The organism is Ensifer sp. ENS09 (genome assembly GCF_014852425.1).
Lineage (GTDB): Bacteria > Pseudomonadota > Alphaproteobacteria > Rhizobiales > Rhizobiaceae > Ensifer.
The window spans coordinates 172,227-198,259 of sequence record NZ_JACVBP010000003.1; the positions used below are offsets into that span (position 1 = coordinate 172,227).

Genomic DNA, 26,033 nt, shown 5'->3' on the forward strand with positions numbered 1-26,033 from the left:
CGAACCGTCTGCCGGGTTTCACCATGACATGACAAGGAAATGAACGCTTGAGACGCAATGTCCTGCCCGGGTTACGCCTGTCGCTGGGGGTGACGCTGCTCTATGTGAGCCTGATCGTCGTTCTGCCGCTGGCAGCCCTCGTGTTCAAGGCGGCGAGCCTCGGCCCTCTCGATTACTGGCAGATCGTCTCGTCGCCGCGGGCGCTCGCAAGCTATCGCGTCACCGTGACGGCCGCGCTTGGCGCGACGCTCTTCAATCTCTTCTTCGGCCTGGCGCTCGCCTGGGTGCTGGTGCGCTACCGCTTCCCGGGGCGCCGCATCGTCGATGCCATGGTCGACCTGCCGTTCGCTTTGCCGACGGCCGTTGCCGGTATTTCGCTGACCGCACTGTTCACGACCAACGGCGTGTTCGGCTCGATCCTCGAGGACTACGGCATCAAGGTCGCCTATACCCCTATCGGCATCATGATCGCCATGTGCTTCACGTCGCTGCCCTTCATCGTGCGCACGGTGCAGCCGGTGCTGGAGGATCTCGATCCGGCGCTTGAGGAGGCGGCACAGTCGCTTGGCGGCTCGGATATCGCGATCTTCCGCAAGGTCATCCTGCCGCTCTTGACACCAGCACTTCTCGCCGGCGTCTCCCTGTCCTTCGCCCGCTCGCTCGGCGAGTTCGGTGCGATCATCTTCATCGCCGGCAATCAGCCGATGTCGACCGAGATCACCGCGCTGCTGATCTTCATTCGGCTGGAGGAATACGATTACCAGGCGGCGGCGGCGATCGCGTCCGTGCTGCTGCTGACGGCCTTCTTCATGCTCGCCGTGACCAACTGGCTGCAGGCGCGGGCGCTGCGCTACACGCGGAGGTCCTGACCATGCGTTTCAAAAAGACCGCACGCACGCTGCCGCGGGTCGGCGACGGACCTGTGTTCCGCCGCGCCCTGATCGGCGCCGTACTGATCATCGGCGCGTTCCTCATTCTCGCGCCGTTGCTGATCATCGGTGTCGAAGCCTTTGCCAAGGGCTGGCAGGTCTATCGCGACACGATCCTGCATCCCGACACGCGCCACGCGATCATGCTCACGGTGCTTGCCGCGCTGATCGCCGTACCGGTCAACACCGCCTTCGGCGTGGCCGCCGCCTGGGCGATCACCAAGTTCGATTTCCGCGGCAAGGGTTTCCTGCTGGTGGTGATCGAGATCCCGTTCTCGGTTTCACCGATCGTCGCGGGCGTTGCCTATCTCTTCGTCTACGGGCTGCAGGGCCTGTTTGGCCCGACGCTCGATGCCTATGGCATCAAGATCCTGTTTGCCATTCCCGGCATCGTGCTCGCCTCGATGTTCGTCACCGCGCCGTTTGTCGCCCGCGAGCTCATTCCGCTGATGCAGGCGCAGGGGAGGGACCTCGAAGAGGCGGCCGTTTCCCTCGGCGCTTCCGGCTTTCGCACTTTCTTCTCGGTGACGTTGCCCAACATCAAATGGGCGCTGCTCTACGGCGTCGTCCTTTGCAATGCGCGCGTGATGGGCGAGTTCGGCGCGGTTTCGGTCGTGTCGGGCAACATCCGTGGCCAGACCAACACCCTGCCGCTCCATATCGAGCTGCTCTATCACGATTACCAGGCGGCGGGCGCTTTTGCGTCGGCGTCCATTCTGGCGCTCATTGCCGTCTTCACCATCATCGCCAAGGTCGCTCTGGAGCGCCAAGGGGCGGGCCGCGTCCGCCCAGTTGCCAATTCCGCGGAGAATGCATCATGAAGATCCGCCTTGACCACGTCGTCAAGACTTTCCAAACCTTCCGTGCCGTCAAGGACGTGTCGCTCGAGATCGAAAGTGGCGAGCTCGTCGCGCTGCTCGGGCCCTCCGGTTCCGGCAAGACGACGATATTGCGCATGGTCGCCGGGCTCGAATTCGCCGATGGCGGCCACATCTATTTCGGCGACCAGGATGCGACCGACATCCCCGTGCGCGATCGCGGCGTCGGCTTCGTGTTCCAGCACTACGCGCTTTTCCCGCACATGACGGTGGCCCAGAACATCGCCTTCGGCATGGAGGTCTCGAAGGTCAAGCGCGACAAGGCGGCGATCCAGGTGCGGGTCGCTGAACTTTTGCGCCTGGTTCGCCTCGAAGGGCTCGGCGAACGGTTTCCTGCGCAGATCTCCGGCGGCCAGCGCCAGCGCGTCGCCCTGGCCCGTGCGCTTGCCGTCGATCCCAAGGTGCTCTTGCTCGACGAGCCATTCGGCGCGCTTGATGCTAATGTCCGGCGCGAGCTGCGGCGCTGGCTGCGCGAAATCCATACCCAGCTCGGCATCACCACGCTCTTCGTCACTCACGACCAGGAAGAGGCGCTCGATCTTGCCGACCGTGTGGTGATCCTGAAGGATGGCCACATCGTCCAGCAGGGAACGCCGGAGGAGGTCTGCCGCGAGCCGAAATCGGCCTTCGTCATGAAGTTCCTCGGCGATGCCAACATGCTGCCCGCCGAGGTGCGTGACGGTCGGGCCTATGCCGATGGCGTGGTCATCGACGCTGCAGGGATCGCCGACGGCAAGGCCGAGCTTTACGCCCGGCCGGTCGATCTCGATTGGGCGATCGGAGGTCCCGGCATCGCTGCCAATATCAGCCGGGTGATGGATCGCCCGGGCGGCCGCCGGGTGGTCGCGACGACCGAGCGCGGCGTGCCGTTGGAGTTGGACCTGGAGCCGGAGCGGGTCGTGAAGGCCGGCGACAGCGGCTACGTGACGCTGCGCCGCGCGACGGTGTTTGCGATATAGGTTGGGTTCACAGGCACGAAGCCGCAGCGGGCTCCGGCCGCCGTCAGGCGAAGCGGAGGGCGTTCCGTGCGCGCGCCTTGGCGGCTTCTTCCTCGCGGTTGCGTGGGGGCTGTGACGTCTCGAGTGCGTCGAGCAGTTCCTGCGCGCATGCGGCAATCGAATTGACGGCATGCTCGAACGCGGCTTCGTTCCGCTTGGACGGCTTGTTGGTTCCACTTAGCTTGCGCACGAACTGCAGTGCAGCGTCATGCACCTCGGCGTTCGTCGCCGGCGGCTCGAAATTGAACAGGGGTTTGATGTTTCGGCACATGACGGTCTCCCGGTCCTCTTCGTTCTCGCTCCTGTCGAAGCCCGGATCTTAGTGCCCGTTCCTCATCAGCGAAAGACCTTTACCGTCGGCTGCCCGCAATCCGTCCGTTGGGCCGGCTCCGCTCAAGAGTTCCGGCCGTTCTGTGCCAGGCGCATGCCGGCCGCGCGTCCACCGCTCGGCACCACGACGATCTGCTTGACCTTGCCCTGCTTGAAGGCGGTCAGGAACCGCGGATAGTCGGCGAAGGCTACGCAGCCATGGGATTCCGCGCGCTTGCCGCGCAGCAGGTAGCTATGCGTCAGGAAGCCGTCGCGGCCGTGCTTGTTCCGTCCGTCGACCGGCAGCATGCGGATCGCTTCGACCCCGTGGAAACGGGTTTCGCGCATCCTGAGATTATAGGTGTGCGGCGGCGTCGGCCCGGTCATCTTGACGTCGACGTAGCGTGGGTTGTCGGCCATCTTGCCGATACCGGAATGGGCCTCGAGTACGCTGCCGTCAGGCATATAGACCTTGGCGGCGGTGATGTCGTAGACGGCGACGCCGTTGCCGGCTTTCGCTCCGCCGCCAAACATGTTGCGCAGCGCCTGGCCGAAGCCGGTGCCGGCACTGTTTTCGGTCGGATCTTCCGGTCGCGCATAGGCAAGCTTCTGCTTCTTCGGCGCTTCGTCCTCGTCTGCCTTGGCGGACTCTTCTTCCTTTTTCACCGCCGCGGCTTCCGCCTGTTTGGTCGCAGGTTTTTCGTCTTCGGCGGGCGGCTTTTCCGCCTGCGCGGTGCGGGGGCGGAATTGCGGCATGGGACCGACCGAGGGCGTGTCCTCATGGCTCGGCAGGGCGGCCGTGTCTTCCGTCTCGTCCTGGTCCTGGTCCGGCTGTTCGGCGAGATCGTCCTCGGACGGCGCCGTCAACAAAGCGGAAAAGGCGCTGCCTTCCACGTGGCTCTGGGAGGGGGTGGCGTAGGCGAGTTGGACCGGATTTTTGGCCGCGGCAACGCTGGTGATCGGCGCGAAGCGTTCCGGCGCCGGCAGGCCAATCGTTACGGCCGGGCGGCGGGCCCCGGTCGAGGGAGTGGAGTTGCTTGCGACTTTCTCGGACGCCAGTACGGCCTTTTTCACCGCGGCTGCGATCCGGGCACTTTTGCCGATCGTTTCCTCGTCCATCGGGAACAGGGGATCGGACGCGAACCTCGCCTCGCTGGGAGCGAGGCTTGCGACCATGACCGGCTGCGCTGCGGCGGCGGCCACGAGCCGCGTCGCCTGGTTGGTTCTGGCGTGTTTGTCCCAGACGCGCTCTTTGGTCTTCTCAGCCAAATGCAGCTGCGGCTTCGGCAGCAGGCGGCCGGAACCATGCGCGTAGGAATTGCCGATTGCGGCCATGCCGACAAGCGACCACGCAGCCGCGCCGACGAGGGCGGTGCCGCAGCAAGTGATCAGCAATGGGCGCAACAGACGGTGCAAAGACTGTGGGCGAATGATCTTACTCAACAACGCAAATCAAGCCAGAAAATCTCACAAAGGCTCTCACCCCGGCGAGCGAACGCCGCTGCGCGATTTCTGGATTGTCCCCTTCTTGACGACTGATGGACAAAAGATGGAGAAGTATGGTTAAATTTTGCTTTCCAACCGCCGAAATAGACCCCAGTTCGATTTTCTTTCGCCGAAAAGGCCCATTTTGGCCGCTTTCCGGACCGTTTTCACGCGCCAAAAGTTTAAGTCTGCCTGTTGCAATACCGTGGATTGCAGCTCAGATGCGCGCGCCTTGGAAGGCCAACCGGAAGCAGGCGCCCCCGCTCGGGGTGGTCAGGATGCTCACACGGCCATTGTGTCGCTCCGTGATCTGCAGAACGAGATTGAGGCCAAGACCAGCGCCGCGTTCCCGTGGATTGAGGCGGTAGAAAGCCTCAAAGACGCGCTCGCGTTCCGCCTCCGGAATGCCAGGGCCGTCGTCGCTGACTTCGATCACGCCGTCCGGCTCGACCCGCACGCGATGACGCCCTGGTTTCCCGCATGCTCGATCGCGTTCTGGACGAGATTGGTAACCGCGCGTTCGAGCGAGACTGCGTCTCCCTGTATCATCGACAGCTCCGTGTTTTGCTCGAACGACAGATCGTAGCCCTCGTCGATGGCGAGCGGCGCGAGGTCCGCGGCGACGTTGCGGCAGAGCGCGACGATCTCGCCGAAGCGAACGCCGGCGTCGAAACCCTCCGACACCATGTCGACCAGGTCGTTGTCGACGACGATCTCGATGTTGAGCTTCGGATGACTTTCGAGAAATCTCGCGACGAGGGGCAGGAGCACCATTTTTGCCGAAGCGCGTGCCGTGTTGAAACTCAGCCGCCCGATCGGCGCCCCCCGAAAATTGTTGAGGTCGTCAATCGCGTCCTCGATGTCGCGGAAGGCGGGCGCGACACGGGCGAGCAGAAGTTCCCCCGCTTCGGTCAGGGCGACGCTGCGGGTGGCGCACGGTTTCCGTTTCGACGGATTTCGAACAGGCGGTTTGAACGAAGAGCGGACACCGAGCTCCTTCGCAATGTCGATGTCCGCAATCGGGACACCCGGGCGCAGTTCCGGGCTTACCATCCGAGGTCGACCTCCCCGGGCATGCCGGAAATGCCTCGACCAAGATGACCACTACCGCCAGGCCAGCCGCCGCACCGTTTGAGGAAAACGGCGCGGCAGAAGGCGACCGTGCTTGTTATTCGCGGACGGTCCGGTGCCGTGCCTTGAGCCGGTTTGATCTGCAAAATCTGCAGCCATTTTACCCAAGGCGCTTGCTGGGCGATTAAACATGAGTATAAGAGACAAGTATTAGCCTGCGGCATCAATCAAGCCGCGGGATCCCCCGCGAAGTTTGCGCCATGCCCGTCGAAATCCACTCCCAAGACCGCCGCGTCGCGCTTCGCTAGGAAGGGCAGCATCGTGGCAAGTTCTCTCAACCACTGGCTCGGCCTGCTCTTCAGGCGCCATCACAAGGAGGTGGTACGCTACGCCTCGCGCCTGATCGGCAATCGGGACGACGGTGAGGAAGTGGTGCAGAACGCCTATCTGCGCATGGTGAGGGTCGACCGCCGCAGCGTCGAGCATCCGCGTTCCTACCTGTTCAAGGCAGCCCGAAATGCGGCGATCGACTTTCGTATAAAGCTGGAGCGGGAGTGGTCGCGCCGGGTCGAACTGGACCAGGCAGACCGCCTGTCGTCGTCGGACGACTTTGCGCTGCGGCTGGAATTTCGCGACAAGGTCGCAGCCCTATCCGTACTCTTGAACGAACTGCCGATCGCCTGCCGGACGGCTTTTATCATGAACAAGGTCGAGGGCCATTCGCACCGGGAAATAGCCGAAACACTTGGCATCTCGGTCAGCATGGTTGAAAAGCACATGCTGCGTGCGCTGTGCCATTGCCGCGACGTGCGGCGCGAGATGGACCATGTCTGAAAGGGCGATGAAACCCGCATCGACGGCAACGCACTGTCCTGCGAAAGACATCTCCGACGCGGCGCTTGGCTGGGTCGTCCGGCTCCATTCCGGTGAGGCGACCGTAGACGACCAACGCGCCTATGAGGCGTGGCGTGGACAAAGCGCAGAGCACGAGGCGGCAGCGGTCGAAGCGGAAGCCTTGTGGGACGATGCGGCACATCTGCGCCGCGATCGCCGCACCGGCCTCATCTATCCCGGCCGCGACACCGCGCTCCTTTCACGCCGCCGCCTTCTGACCGGCGCGGTCGGCATCGCTGTCCTGGGCGGCGGGCTTGCCGCTTCGCGCCCCTGGCTGCGCATCCTCGGCTCCGATTACGCGACAGCCACGGCAGAGACCCGTTCTATCGACCTGCCCGACGGGTCGAGGGTGATCCTCAACGCGCGCACGGCCATGGATGTGGATTTCGACGAGCGGGCCCGCCGGGTGGTTTTGAAGGAAGGCCAGGCATTTTTCGACGTGGCGGCGGACGCGCGGCCGTTTCAGGTTGCCTCAGGTGAAACCATTGTCACGGCCCTTGGAACCGCTTTCGATGTGGACGCCAATGCCGCCGATGGTTCGCTCGGCATTGCCGTGACCCGTCATTCCGTTCGCGTATCGCCAATGGCTGGCGGCGACCTCATGGGCGTTACGCTCGCCGAAGGGGAGCGTGTGTCGGTCGGTGGTGACGGCGCCATCGGCAGCCCTGCCGTGCAGGATCCGGCAGTCGCGCTCGCTTGGCAGTCCGGCATGTATGTCGCCGAAAACCGCCGGCTCGGCGACGTCGTCGCGGCCCTCAACCGCTATCACGGCGGCTGGATCGTCTTCAGTCACGACCGCTTGAAATCGACGCTGGTCAGCGCCGTTTTGGATTTGAGAACGCCGGACGCCTCGCTTGCAGCGCTTGCGTCCGGCCTGCCGATCCGGGTCACACGCATGACCCGCTTCGTGACACTGATCTCGGCGGTCTAGCCGGTTTCATTTTTTTTCGAACGCGGTTGCGGATTTTTGGGTGCCGCCTCGTCTCGGCTTTTGAGGGATGTGTCCTGCCAAAAGGAATACCGGTCCCTCGCTCAAAGCATGGGAATAGGGATCAGATGTCCAGACAAACGGGGCGAAACAAACTTCTCGGCGCGGTCGTGGTCGCAACCACGGCGGTCGGTTCACTTCAAACGGCAGTGCCGGCTCTGGCACAACAGGAGCGGTCGGCTCGCTCCGGTGCCATCACTTTCGACATTCCGGCGCAATCCCTGACCGCGGCGCTTACGGCATTTGCGCGGCAGTCGGGGCTGAAACTGGCCTATTCGGCATCGCTGACCCAGGGAAAATCCGCGCCTGCCGTCAACGGGCCGATCGCGCCGGCCGAGGCGCTGTCGCAGCTTTTGTCCGGCACCGGCCTCTCCTATAGCCTGAGCGGCGGGACCGTCACGATTACCGAGCGCGTTTCCGGTGCGCACGCGGCCGGTGCTGCCGACGGTGCGACGATGCTTGCGCCGATCGTCGCCGGCGGCGGCATCATCAATCCGGTCGATGCGCCCTACGAAACGGCTGCGCCGACCGCTTACATCTCGGAAGAAAACATCGACCGCTTCCGCGGCTCGAGCCCGGCAGACATTTTCCGCGGCACGCCGGGCGTGCTCTCCGGCGAAGCGCGCAACGGCGCGGGCGCCGTCGATGTCAACATCCGCGGCATGCAGGGCATGGGGCGTGTCGCTGTCACTGTCGACGGCGCCAGCAATTCGGCCACGGTCTACCAGGGCTATCAGGGCATCTCCAACCGGACCTTCGTCGATCCGGATTTCCTGGGCGGCGTCGATATCACCAAGGGCTCGGACGTTGCATCGAGTGGCATCGCCGGCACGGTGGCGATGCGCACGCTGGAAGCCGGCGACATCGTGAAGGAGGGGCGGACATTCGGTCTCCGGGTCAAGGGCGGCTTCGGCACGAATACCTCCACGCCGCCGCCGGCCGGCACCACCGCCGGCTATGCCTGGCCGGGTGGCACCTGGGCGCCTCCGGTCGCTACGGCAAAGAGCGACGGAATGGACCGCCCCTCGTTCTTCGATCCAACCAGCGGCTCGGGCAGCATCGTCGGCGCGATGCAGGAGGAAAACGTCGACCTCCTTGCCGGCTACGCCTATCGCCGCCAGGGCAACTATCATGCCGGCAGCAACGGACCTTCGGCAGTGCCAGTGAGCATGGGGCCGCGGCCATTCTGCTATGAAAGCGGCGTATGCCTGCCGCCCGCCCGGGGCTGGAAGGACTACATCGAGAACATCGGCATCGCCAACTACCGCGCCGGCGAGGAGGTGTTGAACACCCTGCTCCAGACAAAGTCGTATCTCGCCAAGGGCACTGTCCGTTTCGAGGACGGTCACAGCCTGCAGTTCGGCTACAACGGGTTTCGCAGCGAGGCCGGCGACCTCCTGGCGTCGCGCCTGACCTCGGACCGGGGCCAGGCCATACAGCAGGGCCAGACCGCCGGAACGAAGGTCGATGCCGGCACGCTTCGCTACGGCTGGAAGCCTGACGACAATGACCTGATCGATCTCAAGGCCAATCTCTGGGCCACGCGGCTGGAACTGCGCAATCCCCGGCGGAGCGGCGTGCTCTATCCGCAGCCCGGAGATTTCGGCCTGCCCGCGGATTTCCGCACCGGCTCCGATACCTTCATGTGGGGCGCCGATGTCGCAAACACGTCGGCCTTGACGACCGACTACGGCCCGCTCGACCTGACCTACGGCCTGTCGTTCCTGAGCGAGGATACGCGACCGAGCAAGTTCACGCCGGAACTCGAGACATGGCTCGACCTTCGCGACGGCACGCGGCAGGAGGCGGCCGCCTTCGCCAAGGCCGCCTGGAAAGCCACCGATTGGCTGACGATCAATGGTGGCCTGCGCTACCAGCACTACTGGACAGAGGATCGAAACGCTCCGGAACAGGTCCGCCCCGGCTACACCTACGACACGGCGCTCAGCGACGGCGGCTTCAGCCCGTCGGTGGGCGTGATGTTGGAGCCCTTCGACGGCACGCAGTTTTATGTGAACTACTCGAACGCGTTGCGCTCGCCGAGCATCTTCGAGGGCGTTTCGGCCTTCACTATGAACGTCAATTCCAACCTGCGCCCGGAACGGTCGAGCAACTGGGAGGTGGGCACCAATCTCAGGCGTGACGGCGTGTTTTCAGCCGACGACCAGGCGATGATGAAGCTCGGCTTCTTCGACTGGAATGTCGACAACTACATCTCGCGCGAATGGTATACCGATCCGCGCGGTATCTCCGGCATGCGCATCCACAACATTGCCGGCGCGCATTTCCAGGGCATAGAGCTGTCCGGTCGCTACGAACGCGGCGGCTTTACCGCCGAGCTTGCCGCCAACTACTACACCGATGTCGAGTTTTGCCGGACGGCGACCACCTGCGGAAACAAGTCGCTCTATGCCGACTACGCCACCAACCAGGTGCCGCCGGAATACACGGTCGCGTTGACGCTGTCGCAGACGTTCCTCGACGATGCCCTGACAGTCGGCGGGCGGGTTTCGCGCACCGGATCGCGCGCGATCGGCCATGGCGACGTAACCGCCCAGGGCGCTTCGCAGTTCATCTCGCTGATCAACTGGAAGCCCTATACGCTTGTGGACGCATTCGCCGAATACCGGATCAACGAGAGCCTAACGGCGAGCTTCCGCATCGAGAACCTGACCGACGCCTATTATGTCGATCCCTTGAGCCTGGTGCAGCAGCCCGGCCCGGGACGTACCTTCTACGCGTCGCTGAAGGCGGAGTTCTAAGTCCGCAATCCGATTGATGGTCGCGCCGGGACAGGCGCGGCCATCAGCGGTGCTGTTAATCGACCGCAGCGGCCATCGCGGTCTCGTCGCGACCGCGCAACGGCTTTTCCGGCATGAGATGAAAAAGCGCGAGCGCTGCCGCCATCGCTGCAGCGCTCGCGATGAAGATATAGGTGAAGGGCACGGCCGACGTAACCGTCGCGCCGAGCGCTTCCACCCCTTCGCCAGCGAGCGGCAGGCCGTTGCCAAGGGCGATCGCGCCGAAGGCCGCAACGCCAAGGGCGCCGCCGAGCGATCGCAGGAAGGTCAGGACCCCGGTCGCGACGCCAAGATGCGTCTGGTCGACGGAATTCTGGACCGAAATCGTCGCCACCGGGAAGGTCATGCCCGAGCCGAAACCGGCAGCGAATGTCAGAAGTTCGAGGACGACGAGTGAGGTCCGGCCGGCGAGAGCAGCAACGGCCGCCAGGCAAAGGAAGGCAAGCGCGCCGCCGATCAGCGCCATCCTCTTGTAGTGGACGATGCGCGGTATCGTCCGCCCGCTGGTTGTCGCTCCACAAACCGTTCCAAGCAGTAGGCCGAGCATCACCACACCCGAACTGCTGGCTGACAGGCCGTGGAACGTCTGCGCATAGACGGGGATATAGACCGAGAGCCCGACATTGGCGCCCTGCGCCAGGAACATGGCGAGCGTTCCGTAGCGGACGATGGGATTGGCAAGGACTTCCAGCGAGATCAGCGGTTCGCTTGCCCTGAGCAGCCGCAGCGCAAACGTGATCCAGAGGACGACGGAAGCGCCGAGCAGGCCGAGTATGACGGCGGAGAGCCATGGATAGCGGCTGCCGCCCCAGTTGAGCGCAAGCAGCAAAAGCGACGTCGCAGCGACGAGCAGTAGGGCTCCGGCCCCGTCGATCCGGTGTGCGCGGGCGACGGTCGGCAGCTTCCTCAGCGGCTTGTTGATGATCGCCATCGCCACCAGCCCCAGCGGGATGTTGATCCAGAAGATCAGCGACCAATGCAGATGCTCGGCGAAAGTGCCGCCCAGGAGTGGACCGGCGATGCTCGCGACCGCCCAGGTTCCCGATATCCAGGCGGCGTAACGCGCCCGTTCGCGGGGCGGTACGAGGTCGCCGATGACGGTCTGCGCCAGTGCGAACAGGCCGCCACCACCCAGGCCCTGAACGGCGCGGCCGACGATCAGCGTCAGCATGTTGGGCGCCAGCGCGCTTATCAGCGATCCCGCAAGGAAAATGATGATGGCCGCAAAGATCGTCGGCCGCCGTCCGTAGATATCGGAGATCTTGCCGTAGAGCGGGGCCATGGCCGTCGCGGTCAGCAGGTAGCCGGTCACCACCCATGGCAGGTAGTCGGCGTGTCCCAGCGCCTTGCCGATGGTCGGCATCGCCGGCGCCACGATCGTCTGGTCGAGTGCCGCCAGAAGCATGGAGAGAAGAACGCCGCCGATGATGATGTTCTTTTCCGGTTCGGAAAGGGCGGGGGCCGTCGCGGCCATTCCATTTCGTTGAGACGTCTCTGTCATTCACGCAAGTCCGATGCAATCAGTCGTTTAATGTGTCGTGACGGTATTCAGAGAGGTTGGCACCTCGATAGTCAACCGCAGTGACGATCGGAGTGGGCCCTGAGAACCGCGTACGGCCGGCGGTATCGCGGTGTCGCAGGAATTCCGCGCGGCGTCACGAAGGGCAGGCTCCACATTTGACAAACTTTGCCAAATTATGTCATTCTTCCAGCAGCAATGGAGGCCGACATGGCGACGATGAACGTATCCTTGCCTGATCCGATGAAGGATTGGGTGGAAGCGCAGGCACGCACGGGCCGTTATGCCAATGCCAGCGACTATGTGCGCGACCTCATCCGCAGGGACCAGGAGCGCAACGACAAGGTTGCGGCAATGCAGCGCTTTGTCGGCGACGGCCTTAACAGCGGCGTCGGATCGCGCTCCAAGGACGCGCTCTTTTCTGCGGCGCTGGCGCGCGCTGAAGCGCCGCGCGACCGCAAGTAATGGCATTTCGGCTTTCCGTCGCGGCAGAAGAAGACATCATCGCAATCGCCGCGGATGGCGTGCGCCTTTTTGGCTCGCCCCAGGCGAGGCGGTATCACGATGAGCTTTTCGACCTCTTCGCCCTCATCGCGGCCAACCCGCGCATGGCGCGCGAGCGCACGGAACTGTCGCCGCCGATGCGCATCCACCCGTTCAAGGCGCATCTGGTCGTCTACAGGATCGATGCGGACGGTGACATCCTCGTCGTTCGCGTCCGTCACGGGCATGAAGACTGGATGAGCAACGCGTTGTAGCCTACGCATGATAGGACAAGGGACGGCGCGTCAGCGCCGTCCCTTGTTGCTTTCTCGGGCGAGTGGATCTTTCGCCGACCGCGGCGTCAGACGCTCTTTCGCGTGACGAAGCGTGTTTCGAGATAGGCCTCGATCGCCTCCGAGCCGCCCTCTGTGCCGTAGCCGGAATCCTTGATGCCGCCGAAGGGGACTTCGGGGAGCGCCAGGCCCAGATGGTTGATCGAGATCATTCCGCTTTCGACCTCGCTTGCCAGACGGTGGGCGCTGCGCTCCGATCCGGTGAAGGCATAGGCGGCAAGACCGAAGGGCAGGCGATTGGCCTCGTTGATCGCCTCATCGAGATCATGGAAGCGATTGATGATCGAGACCGGGCCGAACGGCTCGTCGTTCATGATCCGGGCGGAAAGCGGCACGTCGGCGAGAACCGTCGGCTCGAAGAAGTAGCCGCGGTTGCCGATGCGATGACCGCCGGTTGCCAGACGAGCGCCATGTTCGACGGCGTCGGCGACCAGGCTTTCGATCGCCGGGATGCGCCGCTCGTTGGCAAGCGGTCCCATGTCGATACCGTCTTCGAGACCGTTGCCAACCTTGATCTTTTTCGAGGCGGCGACGAAGCCGTCGAGGAACTGATCGGCAACGCGTTCCTGCACGAGGAAGCGGGTCGGCGACACGCAGACCTGGCCGGCATTGCGGTACTTGCTGGCGGACATGATGGCGACGGCGCGCTCGACATCGGCGTCATCGGTGACGATGACGGGCGCATGCCCGCCAAGTTCCATCGTCGCACGCTTCATGTGCTGGCCTGCAAGGGCCGCCAGCATCTTGCCGACCGGGGTCGAGCCGGTAAACGACATCTTGCGGATCACCGGATGGGAGATCAGGTATTCCGAGATGACGGCCGGCACGCCGTAGACGAGGTTGACGACACCTGCGGGAAGCCCGGCATCGACGAAGCAGCGGATGAGTTCGGCAGGCGACGCCGGTGTTTCCTCAGGCGCCTTGACGATGATCGAGCAGCCGGTGGTCAGCGCCGCCGAAAGCTTGCGCACCACCTGGTTGATCGGGAAGTTCCAGGGCGTGAAGGCGGCAACCGGACCGACCGGCAGCTTGACCGTCATCTGAGTGACGTCCGGCGCGCGCGGCGGAATGATCTGGCCGTAGGCGCGCTTTCCTTCCTCGGCGAACCACTCGATGATGTCGGCGGCGCCAAGGATCTCGCCCTTCGACTGGGCAAGCGGCTTGCCTTGCTCGCGGGTCATCAGCCAGGCGATGTCACCGGCCCGTTCGCGCAGCAGGGCGGCTGCCGACCGCATCACCTGGGCGCGGTCGAAGGCGGACGTAGCCCGCCATGTCTTGAAGCCCTTCTCGGCGGCCGCAAGCGCCTCATCCAGGTCTTCCACTTCGGCCCAGGCCACCTGGCCGATCGCTTCCTCGCTGGCCGGGTCGATGACGGGGATGGTCTTGCCGGATCGGGCCGGCCGCCATGCGCCGTCGATATGAAGCAGAATGTCTGGATAATGAGCCATGGGAACCCTTTACTGAATGAAGTTCGTCGCTTTGATCGCGACGCGATAAGATCAGGTCGATGGGGAACAAGCCGCCCGGCCAGGCGGCCATGAGGTCTGCAGATGGGGACGCGGCTGCCCCGTTGCAAGGCGGCAGCCTGTTCGGGGCGAACTGAAGACGCTCCGCTCGCAGACGTCAACCCCCTGGATGCCTTCTCGCTCTCGCCGGAGTATTGCTGTCCCGATCAGGGGAGCGCCGATGTGGCTTGCCGCTGACCGCGAAAGTGCGCAAGCATGAGCCCGCACAGGCTTTCCATTGCGGGGCCGCAGACCCGATCGATCCGGCGGATCGTGTAGAAGGGGAGGAGCGGACCGGGAAGACCGTTACGGGCCGCCAGCGGCACCTCGCAGAGCCGCCCTTCGCCAAGATCTGCCGCGATCAGCCACAGGGGCAGATGACCCCACCCGGCCCCGGCAAGAATGAGCGCGTGTTTTGTCGCAAGGTCGCTGACCCTCAGCGTTTGCTGCGAAAACACCGCGTAGCTCACCGCCTGCGTATCGGCTGCGGGATCGGCAACGACGATCTGCAGATGGTCGGCAAGGTCGACCGTCGTCAGTCCGGCGGATCCATCGCAGCGGGCTGCGAGGGGATGACCGCCGGCGCAGACCGGCACCATGCCGGGAAAGGCGGCGACCGCCTCGCTGGCGATATGTGCGTCCGTTTCCTGCGCAGCCGTCAGGCCAAGGTCGCAGTCGCCGTCAAGCACCAGGCTCAACGCCATGGTCATCGGCGCTGTCACGAGTTCCACCCGCACGCCGGGATGGGCGGGGGTAAAATCGCTGATCACCCGGGCGATATCGGGCAGGGGAAGCAGCGGGTCGAGCGCTACGCGTAGGGCCGATTCCATGCCCTGATGGAAACCGTTCGCCTTGGCCCGCAGCGCGTCGGCCTTGATCAGCAAGGTCCTGGCTTCTGCAAGCAGCGTCGCACCGACCTTCGTCAACTCGGGGCGGTGCTGGGAGCGGTCAAAAAGCGGCAGGCGCAGTTCTGTTTCGAGGTTGAGGATGGCGCTGCTGAGGCCGGACTGGGCACGCCCGAGCGCGCGCGCCGCCGCCCGGAACGAGCCGTGGTCGACGACCGCCACGAAGACGCGCAACTGGTCGAGTGTCAGGGCATCCAGCATGATCGCCATTCCTGATCAAGTTGATCGATATTCGAGCAATTACATCGATCATCTAAATCGGGCAATGCTCCACCCACGGGGCAAGGGAGCAGGGAATGAAACGGCCGATCGTCAATCACACCTCCGGCACGCAGGAGGCGCACGACTGTGATTGCATCACCGTCCGTTCCGACACTCCTTCCGTCCCGTGCAACGTCGATGAAGCCTCTATCGCCGGCCGGCCGCCGGACGAGGCTTTCCTGCTGCGAGGGCCTGGCGCGGATCCGGTATTTCGCACCCACGTTTCCGGATCTGTCGCCCAGGCCCTAGCGATCGGAAACCGCACCTTCGGGAGTACGCCGTGATGCCGCGCATGCGACCCATTCCTGCGATCGAGCAAGCCGGCGGCGTGTCGCCTCCCGATGCCCGCGATGTCAGTGCCGTTCTCGCACTTGTTGCCCGGGTCGAAGAGACCCAATGGCTCCGGGACGTCGACGGCTTCGTCTCATTGCTGGCGCCGGAAGCCGTATGGACGACCGCGTTCGGACGCAGGATCGTCGGCGCGCCGGCAATCCACGCCTTCACCGCCGCCGTACTCCCGAGCCTGTTTCGCGATTTTCAGGCGCTCTACGACGTCGAGCGCATCACCCTCCTGCATGCGGATGTCGCCGCGGTGAACGTGCGGCAAATTCCGGTTAATGCCGACGGCAACCGCCGGGCGGGCGAGGACGAGGGACGGCCGCTTTACATTCTTCGACGCCAGGATGGCGTCTGGAGGATCATCGTCGCGCAGAACACCACGCATCAGGGCGAAAAGATCGCCGCCCAGCAGCGGGCGGGGGATGACGCAACCAGCAGCGAGACCCAAGCGCATGAATGAAAGATCCGTCCGCCACGCCACCTTCGTCATTCGCCGCAGCTACGCCGCGACCCCGGCGACCGTTTTCCATGCCTTTGCCGATGCTGCCACAAAACGACGCTGGTTCGTCGAAGGCGAGGGGTGGACGGTCGAAGAATTCACCGCGTCTTTCGAGGTCGGCGGCCGCGAGCACAGCCGGTTCCGATTCGGAAACGGCCCGGTCTTGCGCAACGACACGATCTATCTCGAGATCGTTGCGAATGAGCGCATCGTCTTTTCCTACACGATGACCGTTGCGGGACGGCGGATTTCGGCGTCTCTCGGCACTCTCGAATTTGCCGCTGAAGGCGAGGGAACACGCCTCAACTACACCGAGCAGGCCGCCTTCCTCGATCGTCTCGACGAGCCGGGCGAACGCGAAGTCGGGTTTCGCGAATTGTTTCAGGCGCTTGCCGCCGCGGTCGAACGCGCGCCGCTCGACGCTTGAGGGACGAAGCAAGCGTCACCGCTGAAGCCTTGGTCGCCAGACGAGGTGAAAGGCATCCAAAGATGAACAATTTTTAATTGTTTTTCAGGGTGTTGCGCCATTGAAGCGGCCACATTTGGGCCCAGCTTCCGATGGTCGGCACCAGCTGTTGCCGCGTGCCGACAGCAAGGTCTGCGGAGGCGCGCTGATGGTCAGCCGATCAAGTCTCACGTGTCGTATTGCCGTCGTTCTTCTCTCGATCGCCGCGATCGGGTTCATGGTGGCGCGCAAGCCCGTGCCGACCGAGGCGAAACTGCCGGCCAATGCGGCCGCCAGCGCCAGGCGCGGCGGCGCCGTATCCGTGCAGACGGCGACGGTGACGCTCAAAGACGTCCCCGTTGTCGTCCATGCCCTGGGCAACGTGCAGGCGCCCGACACCGTCGAAGTGGGCGCGCGCATTGCGAGCCAGATCACGGCCATCCACGTCAAGGACGGGCAGATGGTCAAGGCGGGCGATCTGCTGTTCACGCTCGACGACCGTACGATAAAGGCCGGGCTCGCCCGCGACCAGGCGATCGTCGCCAAGGATGCCGCACAGCTTGCGGACGCCAACACGGAACTCGAGCGCGCCAAGACCTTGCGCGACGACAAGACCGGCACGCAGCAAAGCTATGACACCGCTCTCTCGCTGCAACAGGCGGCGCAAGGGAACCTGGACGCTGACCGCGCGACCGTCGATGCCGATCAGGTCGCGCTGAGCCTGACCGAGATCACCGCGCCGATCGGTGGACGCCTGGGCGCCGTTCAGGTCGCGCTTGGCGATCTTGTCGGCCAATCGGGCGCGACATCGAACAATCTCGTGACGATTACGGCGATCGACCCGATCGACGTTACGTTCCGCCTGCCGGAAGAGCGTCTGCAGACGTTCAAGGATCTGATTGATCGCGGCACGCCCCCGCCGGTTCGCGCGCGGTCTAGCGGCACGCAAACGGTCATCGGCGAAGGCATGCTCGATTTCATCGATTCCGCCGTCGATACCTCCTCCGGCACCATCGCCATGCGCGCGACCTTCCCCAATGCCGCGCAGAAGCTCTGGCCGGGCCAGTTCGTGGATGTCGACATCGACCAGGCACAACTGCATCAGGCGCCTGTTGTCCCGAGCGTTGCGGTCCAGCCGGGACAGGATGGCCCGTTCGTCTTTCAGGTGAAGGACGACAACACGGTCGAAACCCGCGGCGTGTCCGTTCTGGCTGACGACGGCAAGGAGGCTGCGATCGGCACGGGCCTTGCCGCCGGTGACCGGGTCGTCGTCGAAGGGCAGGCGCGGCTGAAGCCGGGAGATGCCGTTGTCGCTGCCAACGCGGCCGGTCAGGCCGCGACGGATTAGGTTTTGTCCATCATTCGGGAGTGCGTGAAATGCCGCTGTCCGAGTTCAGTATCCGTCGGCCGATCGCCACGGTCTTGCTGTCGGTCGCGCTCATCCTAGCCGGCGTTTTCAGTTATCTGGTCCTGCCGATCGCCGCGCTCCCGCGAACGGATTTCCCTGTTATCAACGTTTCTGCCTCGTTGCCCGGCGCCTCGCCTGAGACCATGTCGACGTCGGTCGCCATCCCGCTGATCAAGCAGTTCGCCACCATCGCCGGGATCGACACGATCTCGACGACGAATGCACTCGGCTCGACCTCGATTTCGATCGAGTTCGTGCTCGGGCGCAACATCGATGCCGCCGCCGCCGACGTGCAGGCCGCCATCACCCGGACGCTCAGGCTGCTGCCCCAGGACATGCCGGCGCCGCCAAGCTACCGGAAGGTCAATCCGGCGGACGCGCCGGTTCTGCTCCTGGCGCTGAAGAGCAGCACCGTGCCGCTCACCGACCTCGACGCCATTGCACAACAGGTGATTTCGCCGACCCTTTCGGTCCTCGACGGGGTGGCGGAAGTGTCCATCTTCGGCAGCCAGCAATATGCCGTACGCATTCAGATGCATCCTGATGCGCTTGCCGCGCGCGGCATTTCCGTCGACCAGTTGAAGACAGCGGTTGCGGCGGCAAACGACAATTCGCCTCTCGGCACCGCGCAGACCAGCGACCGCCAGGCGGCGATCGTTGCCGACACGCAGCGCATGAATGCCGCCAGTTTCGCGGATGTCATCGTCAAGAGCGTCGACGGCAAGCCCGTGCGGCTCGGCGATGTCGCGACGGTGATCGATTCCGTTGCCAACAACCAGACGGCAAGCTGGCACGACGGTTCGCGGGCGATCATCCTGGCCATCCAGCGGCAGCCGGATGCAAATACCGTTGAGGTCGTCGACCGGGTGCAGGCCCTGCTGCCGTCGCTCCGCCAGTCGCTTCCGGCTGCTGCCGCGATCGAAACGCTTAGCGACCGGTCCATGTCGATCCGCGGGGCGGTGCACGACGTCCAGTTCACGCTGATCCTCACCGTCGGCCTGGTGATCCTCGTCATCTTCGCTTTCGTTCGCCGCCTCTGGGCGACGCTTATTCCGGCGCTTGCCGTGCCGATCTCGATCATCGCCACCTTCGCGGCGATGTATCCGCTTGGCTTTTCGATCGACAACATCTCGCTGATGGCGCTCACGCTCTCCGTTGGGCTGGTGGTGGACGACGCCATCGTCATGCTGGAAAACATCGTGCGGCACATGGAGGAGGACGGCATCGATGCCTTCTCGGCGGCGCTCATCGGTTCGCGCGAGATCGGCTTTACGATCATCGCGATCTCTTTGTCGCTCGTCGCAGTGTTCATTCCCGTGCTACTGATGGGCGGGGTGATCGGTCGTATTCTCAACGAATTTGCGATCGTCGTCACCGTTGCCATCCTCGCCTCGGCCTTCGTTTCGCTCACGCTCACGCCGATGCTGGCGGCCCGGCTTCCGGCCAGGAGAGACGGAGAAGAGAAGGCGCGCTGGCTGCGGCGGCTGGATCTCGCCTTCGAGCGAGGCTTCGAGCGGCTGTTGCGCGCCTATGAGCGGCTGCTGTCGCTTTGCATCAACGCGCGCCCGCTGGTGCTTCTGCTCTTCCTGTTGACCGTCGTGATCACGGGCTACCAGATCGCGACGATCCCGAAGGGGTTCTTCCCGCAGGAAGACATCGGCCAGTTGCAGGTCACGACCCAGGCGCGCCAGGACATTTCCTTCGCCGCCATGTCGAAGCTCCAGTCCAATGTGGAGGCGGTCTTTGCCAGTTCGCCCTACGTGGCCCATGTCGCAAGCACGATCGGCTCGGGTGGAGCGTCGAGCGCGCTCAACTCAGGCCGGCTTTTCGTCGAGCTGAAGCCGAAGAGCGAGCGTCCGCCACTTGAAACCGTGCTTGCGGATCTGCGCCGCAAGCTGGCGGCGATCCCCGGCATCCAGGCCTTCATGTCGCCGGTCCAGAACCTCTCGGTCGGATCGCGCGCGTCGGCCAGCCAGTACCAGCTGGTGCTCCAGAGCCTTGATCAGCCGCTGATGAACGAATGGGCACAGAAGCTCCATGACGCCATGAGCGCGGATCGGGCCTTCTTCACCGACGTCAACAGCGACCTCCAGATCAACGCGCCACAAACGCGCCTGGTGGTCGACCTCGACAAGGCGGCAACGCTGGGAGTCGACGCGAGCGAGCTGCGCACCACGCTCTATGGCAGTTTCGGTACCGAGCAGATCTCGACGATCTATACGGCGGGCGACAGCTACGAGGTGATCCTCGAGCTCGATCCCTCGATGCAATGGTCGGCCGACAAGTTCGACGAACTGCGTCTCGGTGGTGCCAATGGCGGCCTTGTTCCGCTCGGGGCCTTCGCCCGTGTCGAGACCGTGTCCGGGCCACTCACCATCAACCAGCTGGGCCAGCTGCCAGCGGTCACTCTTTCCTTCAACCTGCCGGCCAAGGTCGCCCTCGGTGACGCCCTTGCGGAGGTCGATCGGCTCAAGGCAGAAATCGGCATGCCGTCCGAGGTGACGACCCGGAATTACGGCACCACCCGGCTGTTTAAAGATGCTGCCGCCAACCAGGGTCTTCTGGTGTTGGCGGCGATCGTCACCATCTACCTCGTGCTCGGCATTCTCTATGAAAGCCTCATCCATCCGCTGACCGTGCTTTCGGGTTTGCCGTCAGCCATATCCGGGGCGCTGCTTGCGATCTATTTTGGCGGCTTCGACCTTTCGATCATCGCCATCGTCGGTGTGCTGATGCTGATCGGCATCGTCAAGAAGAACGCCATCATGATGATCGACGTCGCGCTGACGCTGCAGCGCGCCGGTTCGCCGGCAGCTGACGCCATCCACAAAGCCTGCGTGATGCGCTTTCGCCCGATCATGATGACGTCTTTTGCCGCCATCATGAGCACGCTGCCGATTGCGATCGGCAGCGGCGCCAGCGCGGAACTGCGCCAGCCGCTCGGCGTCGCCGTCGTCGGCGGCCTGTTGGTGTCACAGCTGGTGACCCTCTTCGTGACACCGGTCATCTATCTCTACATGGACGATTTCATGCGGGTCGTTTCCCGCCTGTTTCGCCACGGGCTGCAGATCGCCAGGGGCGAACGGCCGACTGCGGTCGACGATCAGCCGAGGCAAAGCTAGGGCTACCCTTTCTGCGGTGATGCGCCTGTCAGGCGGATGAGGCGGATGTGAAGACCGCAAGCTGCGCATCGAAGGCGCGCTTGTAGGCCGGCCGCGCCTTGCCGCGCGTGACGTAGGCGGAAAGGTTGGGATACTCGTCCAGCAAGCCTGAACTTTCCAACCTGCGGAGCACCGTCACCATCAGCAGGTCGCCGGCACTGAAGGCGCCGTCGAGCCAGTCGGCCTCGGCAAGCCGCCGCGACAATTGGGCCAGTCGGACGCGGATGCGATCTTCGAGCATCAGCAGGCGCTCCTGATACCAGTCCTTGTCGCGCTCCACGTAGGTGGTCGCTTCCCGCTCGAGGATCGGCGGCTCCACGGTGTTGAGCGCGGCGAACATCCAGGTGATTGCGCGCGCGCGGGCATCGGCGTCATTCGGAAGCAGGCCGATATGGCGCTCTGCGACATGGAACACGATGGCACCGGTCTCGAACAGGGAAAGGTCGCCTTCCTGATAGGTGGGGATTTGCCCGAAAGGCTGAAGCGCGATGTGGGCCGGCTCCTTCATGGTCTTGAAGGTAACAAGGCGAACCTCATAGGGCTGCCCCGCTTCTTCGAGCGCCCAGCGAACGCGCATGTCGCGCGCGAGACCTCGGCCGCGATCCGGTGATTTTTCAAAGGCGGTAATGGTGATCGTCATCTTGTCCTCCACAATTTGCCTGTCTTGAAGACGATTGGCCAACGGGGATGCCGACATGCGCTGCCGCCTTTCAACGATGGAAGGCGGAATTCACGGCGGCAGTGGCAGATAAGGGATCTCCTCTGCGGTTGCGAAACACGTGTTTCACCGCAAGAAGGCGTACGCCTCGTTGAGATTAGCCCGAATGGACAGCTTGTTTCGGCGATCGCGGAGAAGTATAAATATTTCATAAACGTAATTGTCGAGCGCATTTCAATTTGATGCTGGCAATGACGTATCGCTTTCGCCTTTTGACCATGGATGTACTGGCAGAAGCCTTGAGAGCGAAAAAGAAAAGAAGGCCGGGGCCAGTGCGCTCCGGCCTTTTTTACTGTTTGCCAATCGCTGCGATACGCAGGCCGATTGGTGCGCGTATACGGCCGTTACGGTCACGCCTTGTTCCTGCTCCACGAGGGCTAATCCAGGGGTAGGTTTCCCCGTTTCGTCCTGTGGATGTTCGCGCCCCGTTCGCGACGTTCAGTTTAAGTGCTGCGATGCCGTGCCATCAGCTTTGCCTGAAGCACGACGACGACAAGCAGGAAGGCACCGCGGATGACGGACTGCCAATAGGCCGAAAGCGAGATCCAGCCGAGGCCGTTTTCGAAGTTCAGGATGTTGAAGACCATGGCAAGAAGCAGCGCGCCGGCAAGCGTCGCGCCGACCGAGCCGGAGCCGCCGGTCAATAGCGTACCGCCGACGACGACGGAGGCGATGGCGAAAAGTTCCCAGCCGACGCCCTCGGTCGGCTGGCCGGCGCCGAACTGCGAGGCGAGGATGACGCCGGCAAGCCCGGCAAGCGTGCCCGAGGCGAGATAGACGCCGGCAAGCGCCCGCTCGACCTTCAGGCCCATCAGTCCGGCCGTCGCCTCGCCGTCACCGATCGCCAGGATATGCCGTCCGACGGGGAGTTTTTGCAGCACGAGCCAGCCGAGCACATAGGCCGCAAACGCGATCCAGGCGGGAATCGGGAAGCCCAGGAAATCGTCCTGCCCAATCACCGTGAAACCGGTGTCATAGGAGACGGAGACAGACTGGTTGTCGGCCAGCAAAAGGCCGGTGCCGTAGGCTGCGAGCATCGTCGCGAGCGTGGCGATGAAGGGCTGGATGCGCATCTTCGTGATGATGAAGCCGTTGAGCGCGCCGACGGCAAGGCCGGCCGCCATGCCGCCAAAGAGCCCGGCCGCCCAATGATAGGGGGAGAACAGAGCCGCCACGACACTTGCCATCGCCGCCGTGCCGCCGACGGACAGGTCGATGCCGCCGGTTATGATGACGAAGGCCATGCCGAGCGCGATCAGCGCGAACATCGAGTTGTAACGCAGGAAGCTCAGGATGTTGTAGGGCGACAGGAAGTTGTCGTAGCGCAGTGCCCCGAAAAGGATGAGGCCGGCCAGCGCCAGGATGACGCCGAGACGGGCAAGGTCGCCGGAGTTCTTGACCAGGAAGAGGCGGAGGATCGGTTGCATCGGGGTTGCCTCTAATGTTTGCTGGCGCGCTGCTGGATGAAGACCGCGGTGACGATCAGCCCGGCCTTGACGATGAGCGCCGCCGCATCCGGCACGCCATTGGCAAGCAGCGTGTAACGCACCAGCTGGATCACGAGGGCGCCGAGTACCGTGCCGACGATGTTGGCCCGCCCGCCTGACAGGAGCGTGCCGCCGACGGCAACCGCGGCGATCGCATCGAGCTCCATGCCGAGGCCGACGAGGTTTGCGTCGCTTGCGGAGTTTCGGGCAACGACGATGAGACCGGCGATCCCGGCAAGCGCGCCGCTTATCATGTAGACGAAGAGCTTGACCCGTTTCACCGGGATGCCGGTCAGGCGGGCTGCCTTTTCGTTACCGCCGACGGCGATGATCTGCCGGCCGATGACGGTGTAGCGGATCATCGCGAACGCCGCGGCGACGATGATCATCATCAGCACCACCTGGGCCGGAATGCCCGCGATGCGGCCGAGTGCGATGAACTGGAAACCCTCGTTCTTGAAGACCTGCAGATTGCCGTTGGTCATCACCTGGGCGATGCCGCGCCCGGCGATGAAAAGCACCAGTGTCGCGATGATCGGCTGGATCGAAAAGCGGGTGACGAGGAACCCGTTGAAGAGACCGAACAGGGCCGCGACGGCGACCGGCAGGAGAAAGGCCAGCGTGACCGCGAGCGCCATGTTGTCCACCGGCCAGAACTGCCCCATGAAGATCATCGGCGCCAGCGCACCGGCGATTGCCATTAGCGACCCCACCGAAAGATCGATGCCGCCGGTGGCAATCACGAGCGTCATGCCGGTCGCGACGATGACGATTGTCGCGACCTGGGTGAGGTTCACGTTCAGCGTCTGCAAGGACAGGAAATTCGGCGTGACAGCTACGTTGAACAGGATCAGCGCGAGGAAGGCGACGAAGGTGCCGTAACGGCTGGCGAGCGTCAAAAGCCTGTTGCCGGACGAAAGCGTTCCCGACGGCTGCGGGGCGGGGGTCTCGATCGTCGTCATGTCATTCTTCCTGCTGGGCTTCCTGGTGGGCCATGGCGGCAAGCAGCGCAGTCTCGCTCAAATCCTTGCGCGACAGGGTCGCGACGGAAGTACCGTCGCTCAAGACCGTCACGCGGTCGGCGGCGGCAAGCAGTTCTTCGAGTTCCGACGAGATCATCAGCACGCTCAAGCCCTCGTCGGCGAGACTGCGAAGGAGTTTGAGGATTTCCGATTTGGCGCCGATGTCGATGCCGCGCGTCGGCTCGTCGACGATCAGCACCCGCGGGTCTGTGGCAAGCCATCGGGCGAGCAGCACCTTCTGCTGGTTGCCGCCGGAAAGCTCCTTGATCGGCTGATCCGGGGAGGCGCATTTGACGCCAAGCGCGCGGATGTAGCGGCTGACGATCTCATCTTGGCGTGCGCGGTCGACGATGCCGGCCTTTTTCAGCTTCGGCAGCAAGGCGAGCGTCATGTTCTCGCGGATGCTCATGTCGGGCACGATGCCGTCGATCTTTCGGTCTTCGGACACGAGGCCGATGCCGTCCGCGATCGCGTCGGCCGGCTCGCGGTAGCTGCGGTCCTGTCCCTGCATGCGGATCGTGCCGCGTTCCATCCTGTCGGCGCCGAAGATCAGGCGCGCCGTCTCGGTGCGGCCGGAGCCGAGCAGGCCGGCAAGGCCGGAGATTTCGCCCTCCCGCACGGCAAGGCTGACGTCGCGCACCCGCACGCCCGCGCCGGCCTTGTCCAGCTCGAGGCGAACGGGCCGCGCTGGCGCGTCCTTCTCGGGTGCCATGGCCTGAAAGGCGGCAAGTTCCTTGCCGAGCATATGGCGCACCAGCGCCATTTTCGGCATATCCGCCATCGGGCTTTTGGCAACCGTCTGGCCGTCGCGCATGATCGTCACGCGGTCGCAGATCTCGTAGAGTTCGTCGAGCCGGTGGCCGATGAAGATGACGGCGACGCCGGAGCGTTTCAGCGTACGGATCGTTTCGAACAGGATCGCGACCTCGCGCTCGTCGAGCGAGGAGGTCGGTTCGTCCATGATGACGAGGCGGGCGCTCTGCGTCACCGCGCGGGCGATCGCCACCATCTGCCGCGTCGCCGCATCGAAATGCGCAACGGGACGGTCGACGTCGATCGTCAGGTTAAAGGTTCTGAGCACCGCTTCGGCACCGCGCCGCATGGCGGAATGGTCGATCATGCCGAAACGTTTCGGCTCGCGGGAGAGATAGATGTTTTCCGCCACCGAGCGCTGCGGGGCGAGATTGATTTCCTGGTAGATCGTCGCGATCCCGGCGGCCTGCGCCTCGGCCGGCATTGAGAAATCGACGTCCCGATCGTCGAAGGCGATGCTGCCTTCGTCTCGCCTGTAGACGCCGGTCAGGATCTTGATGAGCGTCGATTTGCCGGCGCCGTTCTGGCCGACAAGCGCCATGACCTCCGCCGGCTCGACCTCGAGCGAGGCGGATTTCAGGGCCGGCACGCCGGCAAACGCTTTGGAAATGCCCTGCATGGACAGAAGCATGGGTCTCCTCCCTATCTTCGCCATCCGCCGCCCCATATGGGGGTGGGCGTCATCAGCCTACACTTGAACGGGCCGAAGGTCATGCTACCGTCAAAAAGACGGCCGAGACGGTTGCGCCGTCCCGGCCGCGG

The 26,033-nt window shown here is 64.0% G+C and carries 24 protein-coding genes; 13 read left to right on the forward strand and 11 right to left on the reverse strand.

From position 1 onward, the window contains the following. The first annotated feature begins 47 nt into the window (after window positions 1-47). From cysT to IB267_RS15800, 3 genes are read left to right on the forward strand one after another with little or no spacing between them, the layout of a single operon-like run. A complete protein-coding gene (gene cysT, locus IB267_RS15790) occupies window positions 48-869 on the forward strand; it encodes a sulfate ABC transporter permease subunit CysT (protein WP_192448458.1) in 822 nt (273 codons plus the stop codon). A gap of 2 nt (window positions 870-871) precedes the next feature. Continuing rightward, complete coding sequence (cysW, locus tag IB267_RS15795) at window positions 872-1,750, forward strand: sulfate ABC transporter permease subunit CysW (RefSeq protein ID WP_192448459.1); 879 nt, start codon at window positions 872-874, stop codon at window positions 1,748-1,750. Then, window positions 1,747-2,766, forward strand: a complete 1,020-nt coding sequence (locus IB267_RS15800) for a sulfate/molybdate ABC transporter ATP-binding protein (protein WP_192448460.1) — start codon at window positions 1,747-1,749, stop codon at window positions 2,764-2,766. The genes cysW and IB267_RS15800 overlap by 4 nt, the downstream gene beginning before the upstream one ends. 43 nt (window positions 2,767-2,809) lie before the next feature. Here the strand turns inward: IB267_RS15800 and IB267_RS15805 are convergent, their stop codons facing one another. The 4 genes from IB267_RS15805 to IB267_RS33910 all read right to left on the reverse strand — a co-directional run bounded on the left by IB267_RS15805 (window position 2,810) and on the right by IB267_RS33910 (window position 5,652). Next, the gene (locus IB267_RS15805; RefSeq protein WP_043612018.1) at window positions 2,810-3,076 is read right to left on the reverse strand and encodes a DUF2277 domain-containing protein; all 267 of its coding nucleotides are present in this window, start codon (window positions 3,074-3,076) and stop codon (window positions 2,810-2,812) included. A 122-nt stretch (window positions 3,077-3,198) separates the two neighbouring features. Then, window positions 3,199-4,557, reverse strand: a complete 1,359-nt coding sequence (locus IB267_RS15810) for a DUF2778 domain-containing protein (RefSeq protein ID WP_246810671.1) — start codon at window positions 4,555-4,557, stop codon at window positions 3,199-3,201. A gap of 259 nt (window positions 4,558-4,816) precedes the next feature. Beyond that, complete coding sequence (locus IB267_RS33905; RefSeq protein ID WP_192448461.1) at window positions 4,817-5,056, reverse strand: ATP-binding protein; 240 nt, start codon at window positions 5,054-5,056, stop codon at window positions 4,817-4,819. After that, on the reverse strand, window positions 5,032-5,652 hold the full coding sequence (locus IB267_RS33910; protein ID WP_192448462.1) for a LysR substrate-binding domain-containing protein: 621 nt from the start codon (window positions 5,650-5,652) through the stop codon (window positions 5,032-5,034). Before IB267_RS33910 ends, IB267_RS33905 begins: the two co-directional genes overlap by 25 nt. Before the next feature lie 339 nt (window positions 5,653-5,991). On the opposite strand from IB267_RS33910, the gene IB267_RS15825 reads away from it, so the two are divergent. From IB267_RS15825 to IB267_RS15835, 3 genes are all read left to right on the forward strand, one after another. Further along, entirely contained in the window at window positions 5,992-6,504 is a 513-nt protein-coding gene (locus tag IB267_RS15825; protein WP_043612159.1) for a sigma-70 family RNA polymerase sigma factor, read from the forward strand. Between the two features lie 7 nt (window positions 6,505-6,511). Next, window positions 6,512-7,495: a FecR domain-containing protein gene (locus IB267_RS15830; RefSeq protein ID WP_192448463.1), complete on the forward strand. Its 984-nt coding sequence runs from the start codon at window positions 6,512-6,514 to the stop codon at window positions 7,493-7,495. 125 nt (window positions 7,496-7,620) lie between these two features. Then, window positions 7,621-10,314, forward strand: coding sequence for a TonB-dependent receptor (locus IB267_RS15835; protein WP_192448464.1), 2,694 nt, complete (start codon window positions 7,621-7,623; stop codon window positions 10,312-10,314). A gap of 55 nt (window positions 10,315-10,369) precedes the next feature. Here the strand turns inward: IB267_RS15835 and IB267_RS15840 are convergent, their stop codons facing one another. Next, complete coding sequence (locus IB267_RS15840; RefSeq protein WP_192448465.1) at window positions 10,370-11,854, reverse strand: MDR family MFS transporter; 1,485 nt, start codon at window positions 11,852-11,854, stop codon at window positions 10,370-10,372. A gap of 228 nt (window positions 11,855-12,082) precedes the next feature. Between IB267_RS15840 and IB267_RS15845 the strand changes: the two genes are divergently transcribed. Together IB267_RS15845 and IB267_RS15850 are read left to right on the forward strand one after the other, a co-directional pair. Beyond that, on the forward strand, window positions 12,083-12,337 hold the full coding sequence (locus tag IB267_RS15845) for a type II toxin-antitoxin system ParD family antitoxin (protein WP_192448466.1): 255 nt from the start codon (window positions 12,083-12,085) through the stop codon (window positions 12,335-12,337). Continuing rightward, window positions 12,337-12,630 (forward strand): type II toxin-antitoxin system RelE/ParE family toxin, encoded by a 294-nt coding sequence (locus IB267_RS15850; RefSeq protein ID WP_192448467.1) that lies wholly within the window; start codon window positions 12,337-12,339, stop codon window positions 12,628-12,630. The genes IB267_RS15845 and IB267_RS15850 overlap by 1 nt, the downstream gene beginning before the upstream one ends. 86 nt (window positions 12,631-12,716) lie before the next feature. On the opposite strand, the gene IB267_RS15855 is transcribed toward IB267_RS15850, so the two are convergent. Then, window positions 12,717-14,156, reverse strand: a complete 1,440-nt coding sequence (locus IB267_RS15855; RefSeq protein WP_192448468.1) for an NAD-dependent succinate-semialdehyde dehydrogenase — start codon at window positions 14,154-14,156, stop codon at window positions 12,717-12,719. 224 nt (window positions 14,157-14,380) lie between these two features. Further along, the gene (locus IB267_RS15860; RefSeq protein ID WP_192448469.1) at window positions 14,381-15,319 is read right to left on the reverse strand and encodes a LysR family transcriptional regulator; all 939 of its coding nucleotides are present in this window, start codon (window positions 15,317-15,319) and stop codon (window positions 14,381-14,383) included. A gap of 95 nt (window positions 15,320-15,414) precedes the next feature. On the opposite strand from IB267_RS15860, the gene IB267_RS15865 reads away from it, so the two are divergent. The 5 genes from IB267_RS15865 (at window position 15,415) to IB267_RS15885 (ending at window position 21,192) form a co-directional block, all read left to right on the forward strand. Beyond that, window positions 15,415-15,663: a hypothetical protein gene (locus tag IB267_RS15865; protein ID WP_192448470.1), complete on the forward strand. Its 249-nt coding sequence runs from the start codon at window positions 15,415-15,417 to the stop codon at window positions 15,661-15,663. A gap of 8 nt (window positions 15,664-15,671) precedes the next feature. Next, window positions 15,672-16,178 carry an SgcJ/EcaC family oxidoreductase gene (locus tag IB267_RS15870; protein WP_192448471.1) on the forward strand — a complete coding sequence of 169 codons (507 nt, stop codon included), beginning with the start codon at window positions 15,672-15,674 and terminating at the stop codon, window positions 16,176-16,178. Further along, complete coding sequence (locus tag IB267_RS15875; RefSeq protein WP_192448472.1) at window positions 16,171-16,644, forward strand: SRPBCC family protein; 474 nt, start codon at window positions 16,171-16,173, stop codon at window positions 16,642-16,644. Before IB267_RS15870 ends, IB267_RS15875 begins: the two co-directional genes overlap by 8 nt. Before the next feature lie 187 nt (window positions 16,645-16,831). Further along, window positions 16,832-18,010: an efflux RND transporter periplasmic adaptor subunit gene (locus IB267_RS15880; protein ID WP_192448473.1), complete on the forward strand. Its 1,179-nt coding sequence runs from the start codon at window positions 16,832-16,834 to the stop codon at window positions 18,008-18,010. Window positions 18,011-18,039: 29 nt separating this feature from the next. After that, on the forward strand, window positions 18,040-21,192 hold the full coding sequence (locus tag IB267_RS15885; protein ID WP_192448474.1) for an efflux RND transporter permease subunit: 3,153 nt from the start codon (window positions 18,040-18,042) through the stop codon (window positions 21,190-21,192). 28 nt (window positions 21,193-21,220) lie between these two features. Here IB267_RS15885 and IB267_RS15890 read toward each other — a convergent pair whose 3' ends face one another. From IB267_RS15890 to IB267_RS15905, 4 genes are all read right to left on the reverse strand, one after another. Next, the gene (locus IB267_RS15890; RefSeq protein ID WP_192448475.1) at window positions 21,221-21,871 is read right to left on the reverse strand and encodes a glutathione S-transferase family protein; all 651 of its coding nucleotides are present in this window, start codon (window positions 21,869-21,871) and stop codon (window positions 21,221-21,223) included. A 521-nt stretch (window positions 21,872-22,392) separates the two neighbouring features. Further along, a complete protein-coding gene (locus tag IB267_RS15895) occupies window positions 22,393-23,376 on the reverse strand; it encodes an ABC transporter permease (protein WP_192448476.1) in 984 nt (327 codons plus the stop codon). Window positions 23,377-23,387: 11 nt separating this feature from the next. After that, a complete protein-coding gene (locus IB267_RS15900) occupies window positions 23,388-24,398 on the reverse strand; it encodes an ABC transporter permease (RefSeq protein WP_192448477.1) in 1,011 nt (336 codons plus the stop codon). Window position 24,399: 1 nt separating this feature from the next. Further along, entirely contained in the window at window positions 24,400-25,902 is a 1,503-nt protein-coding gene (locus tag IB267_RS15905; RefSeq protein WP_192448478.1) for a sugar ABC transporter ATP-binding protein, read from the reverse strand. Window positions 25,903-26,033: the final 131 nt, after the last annotated feature.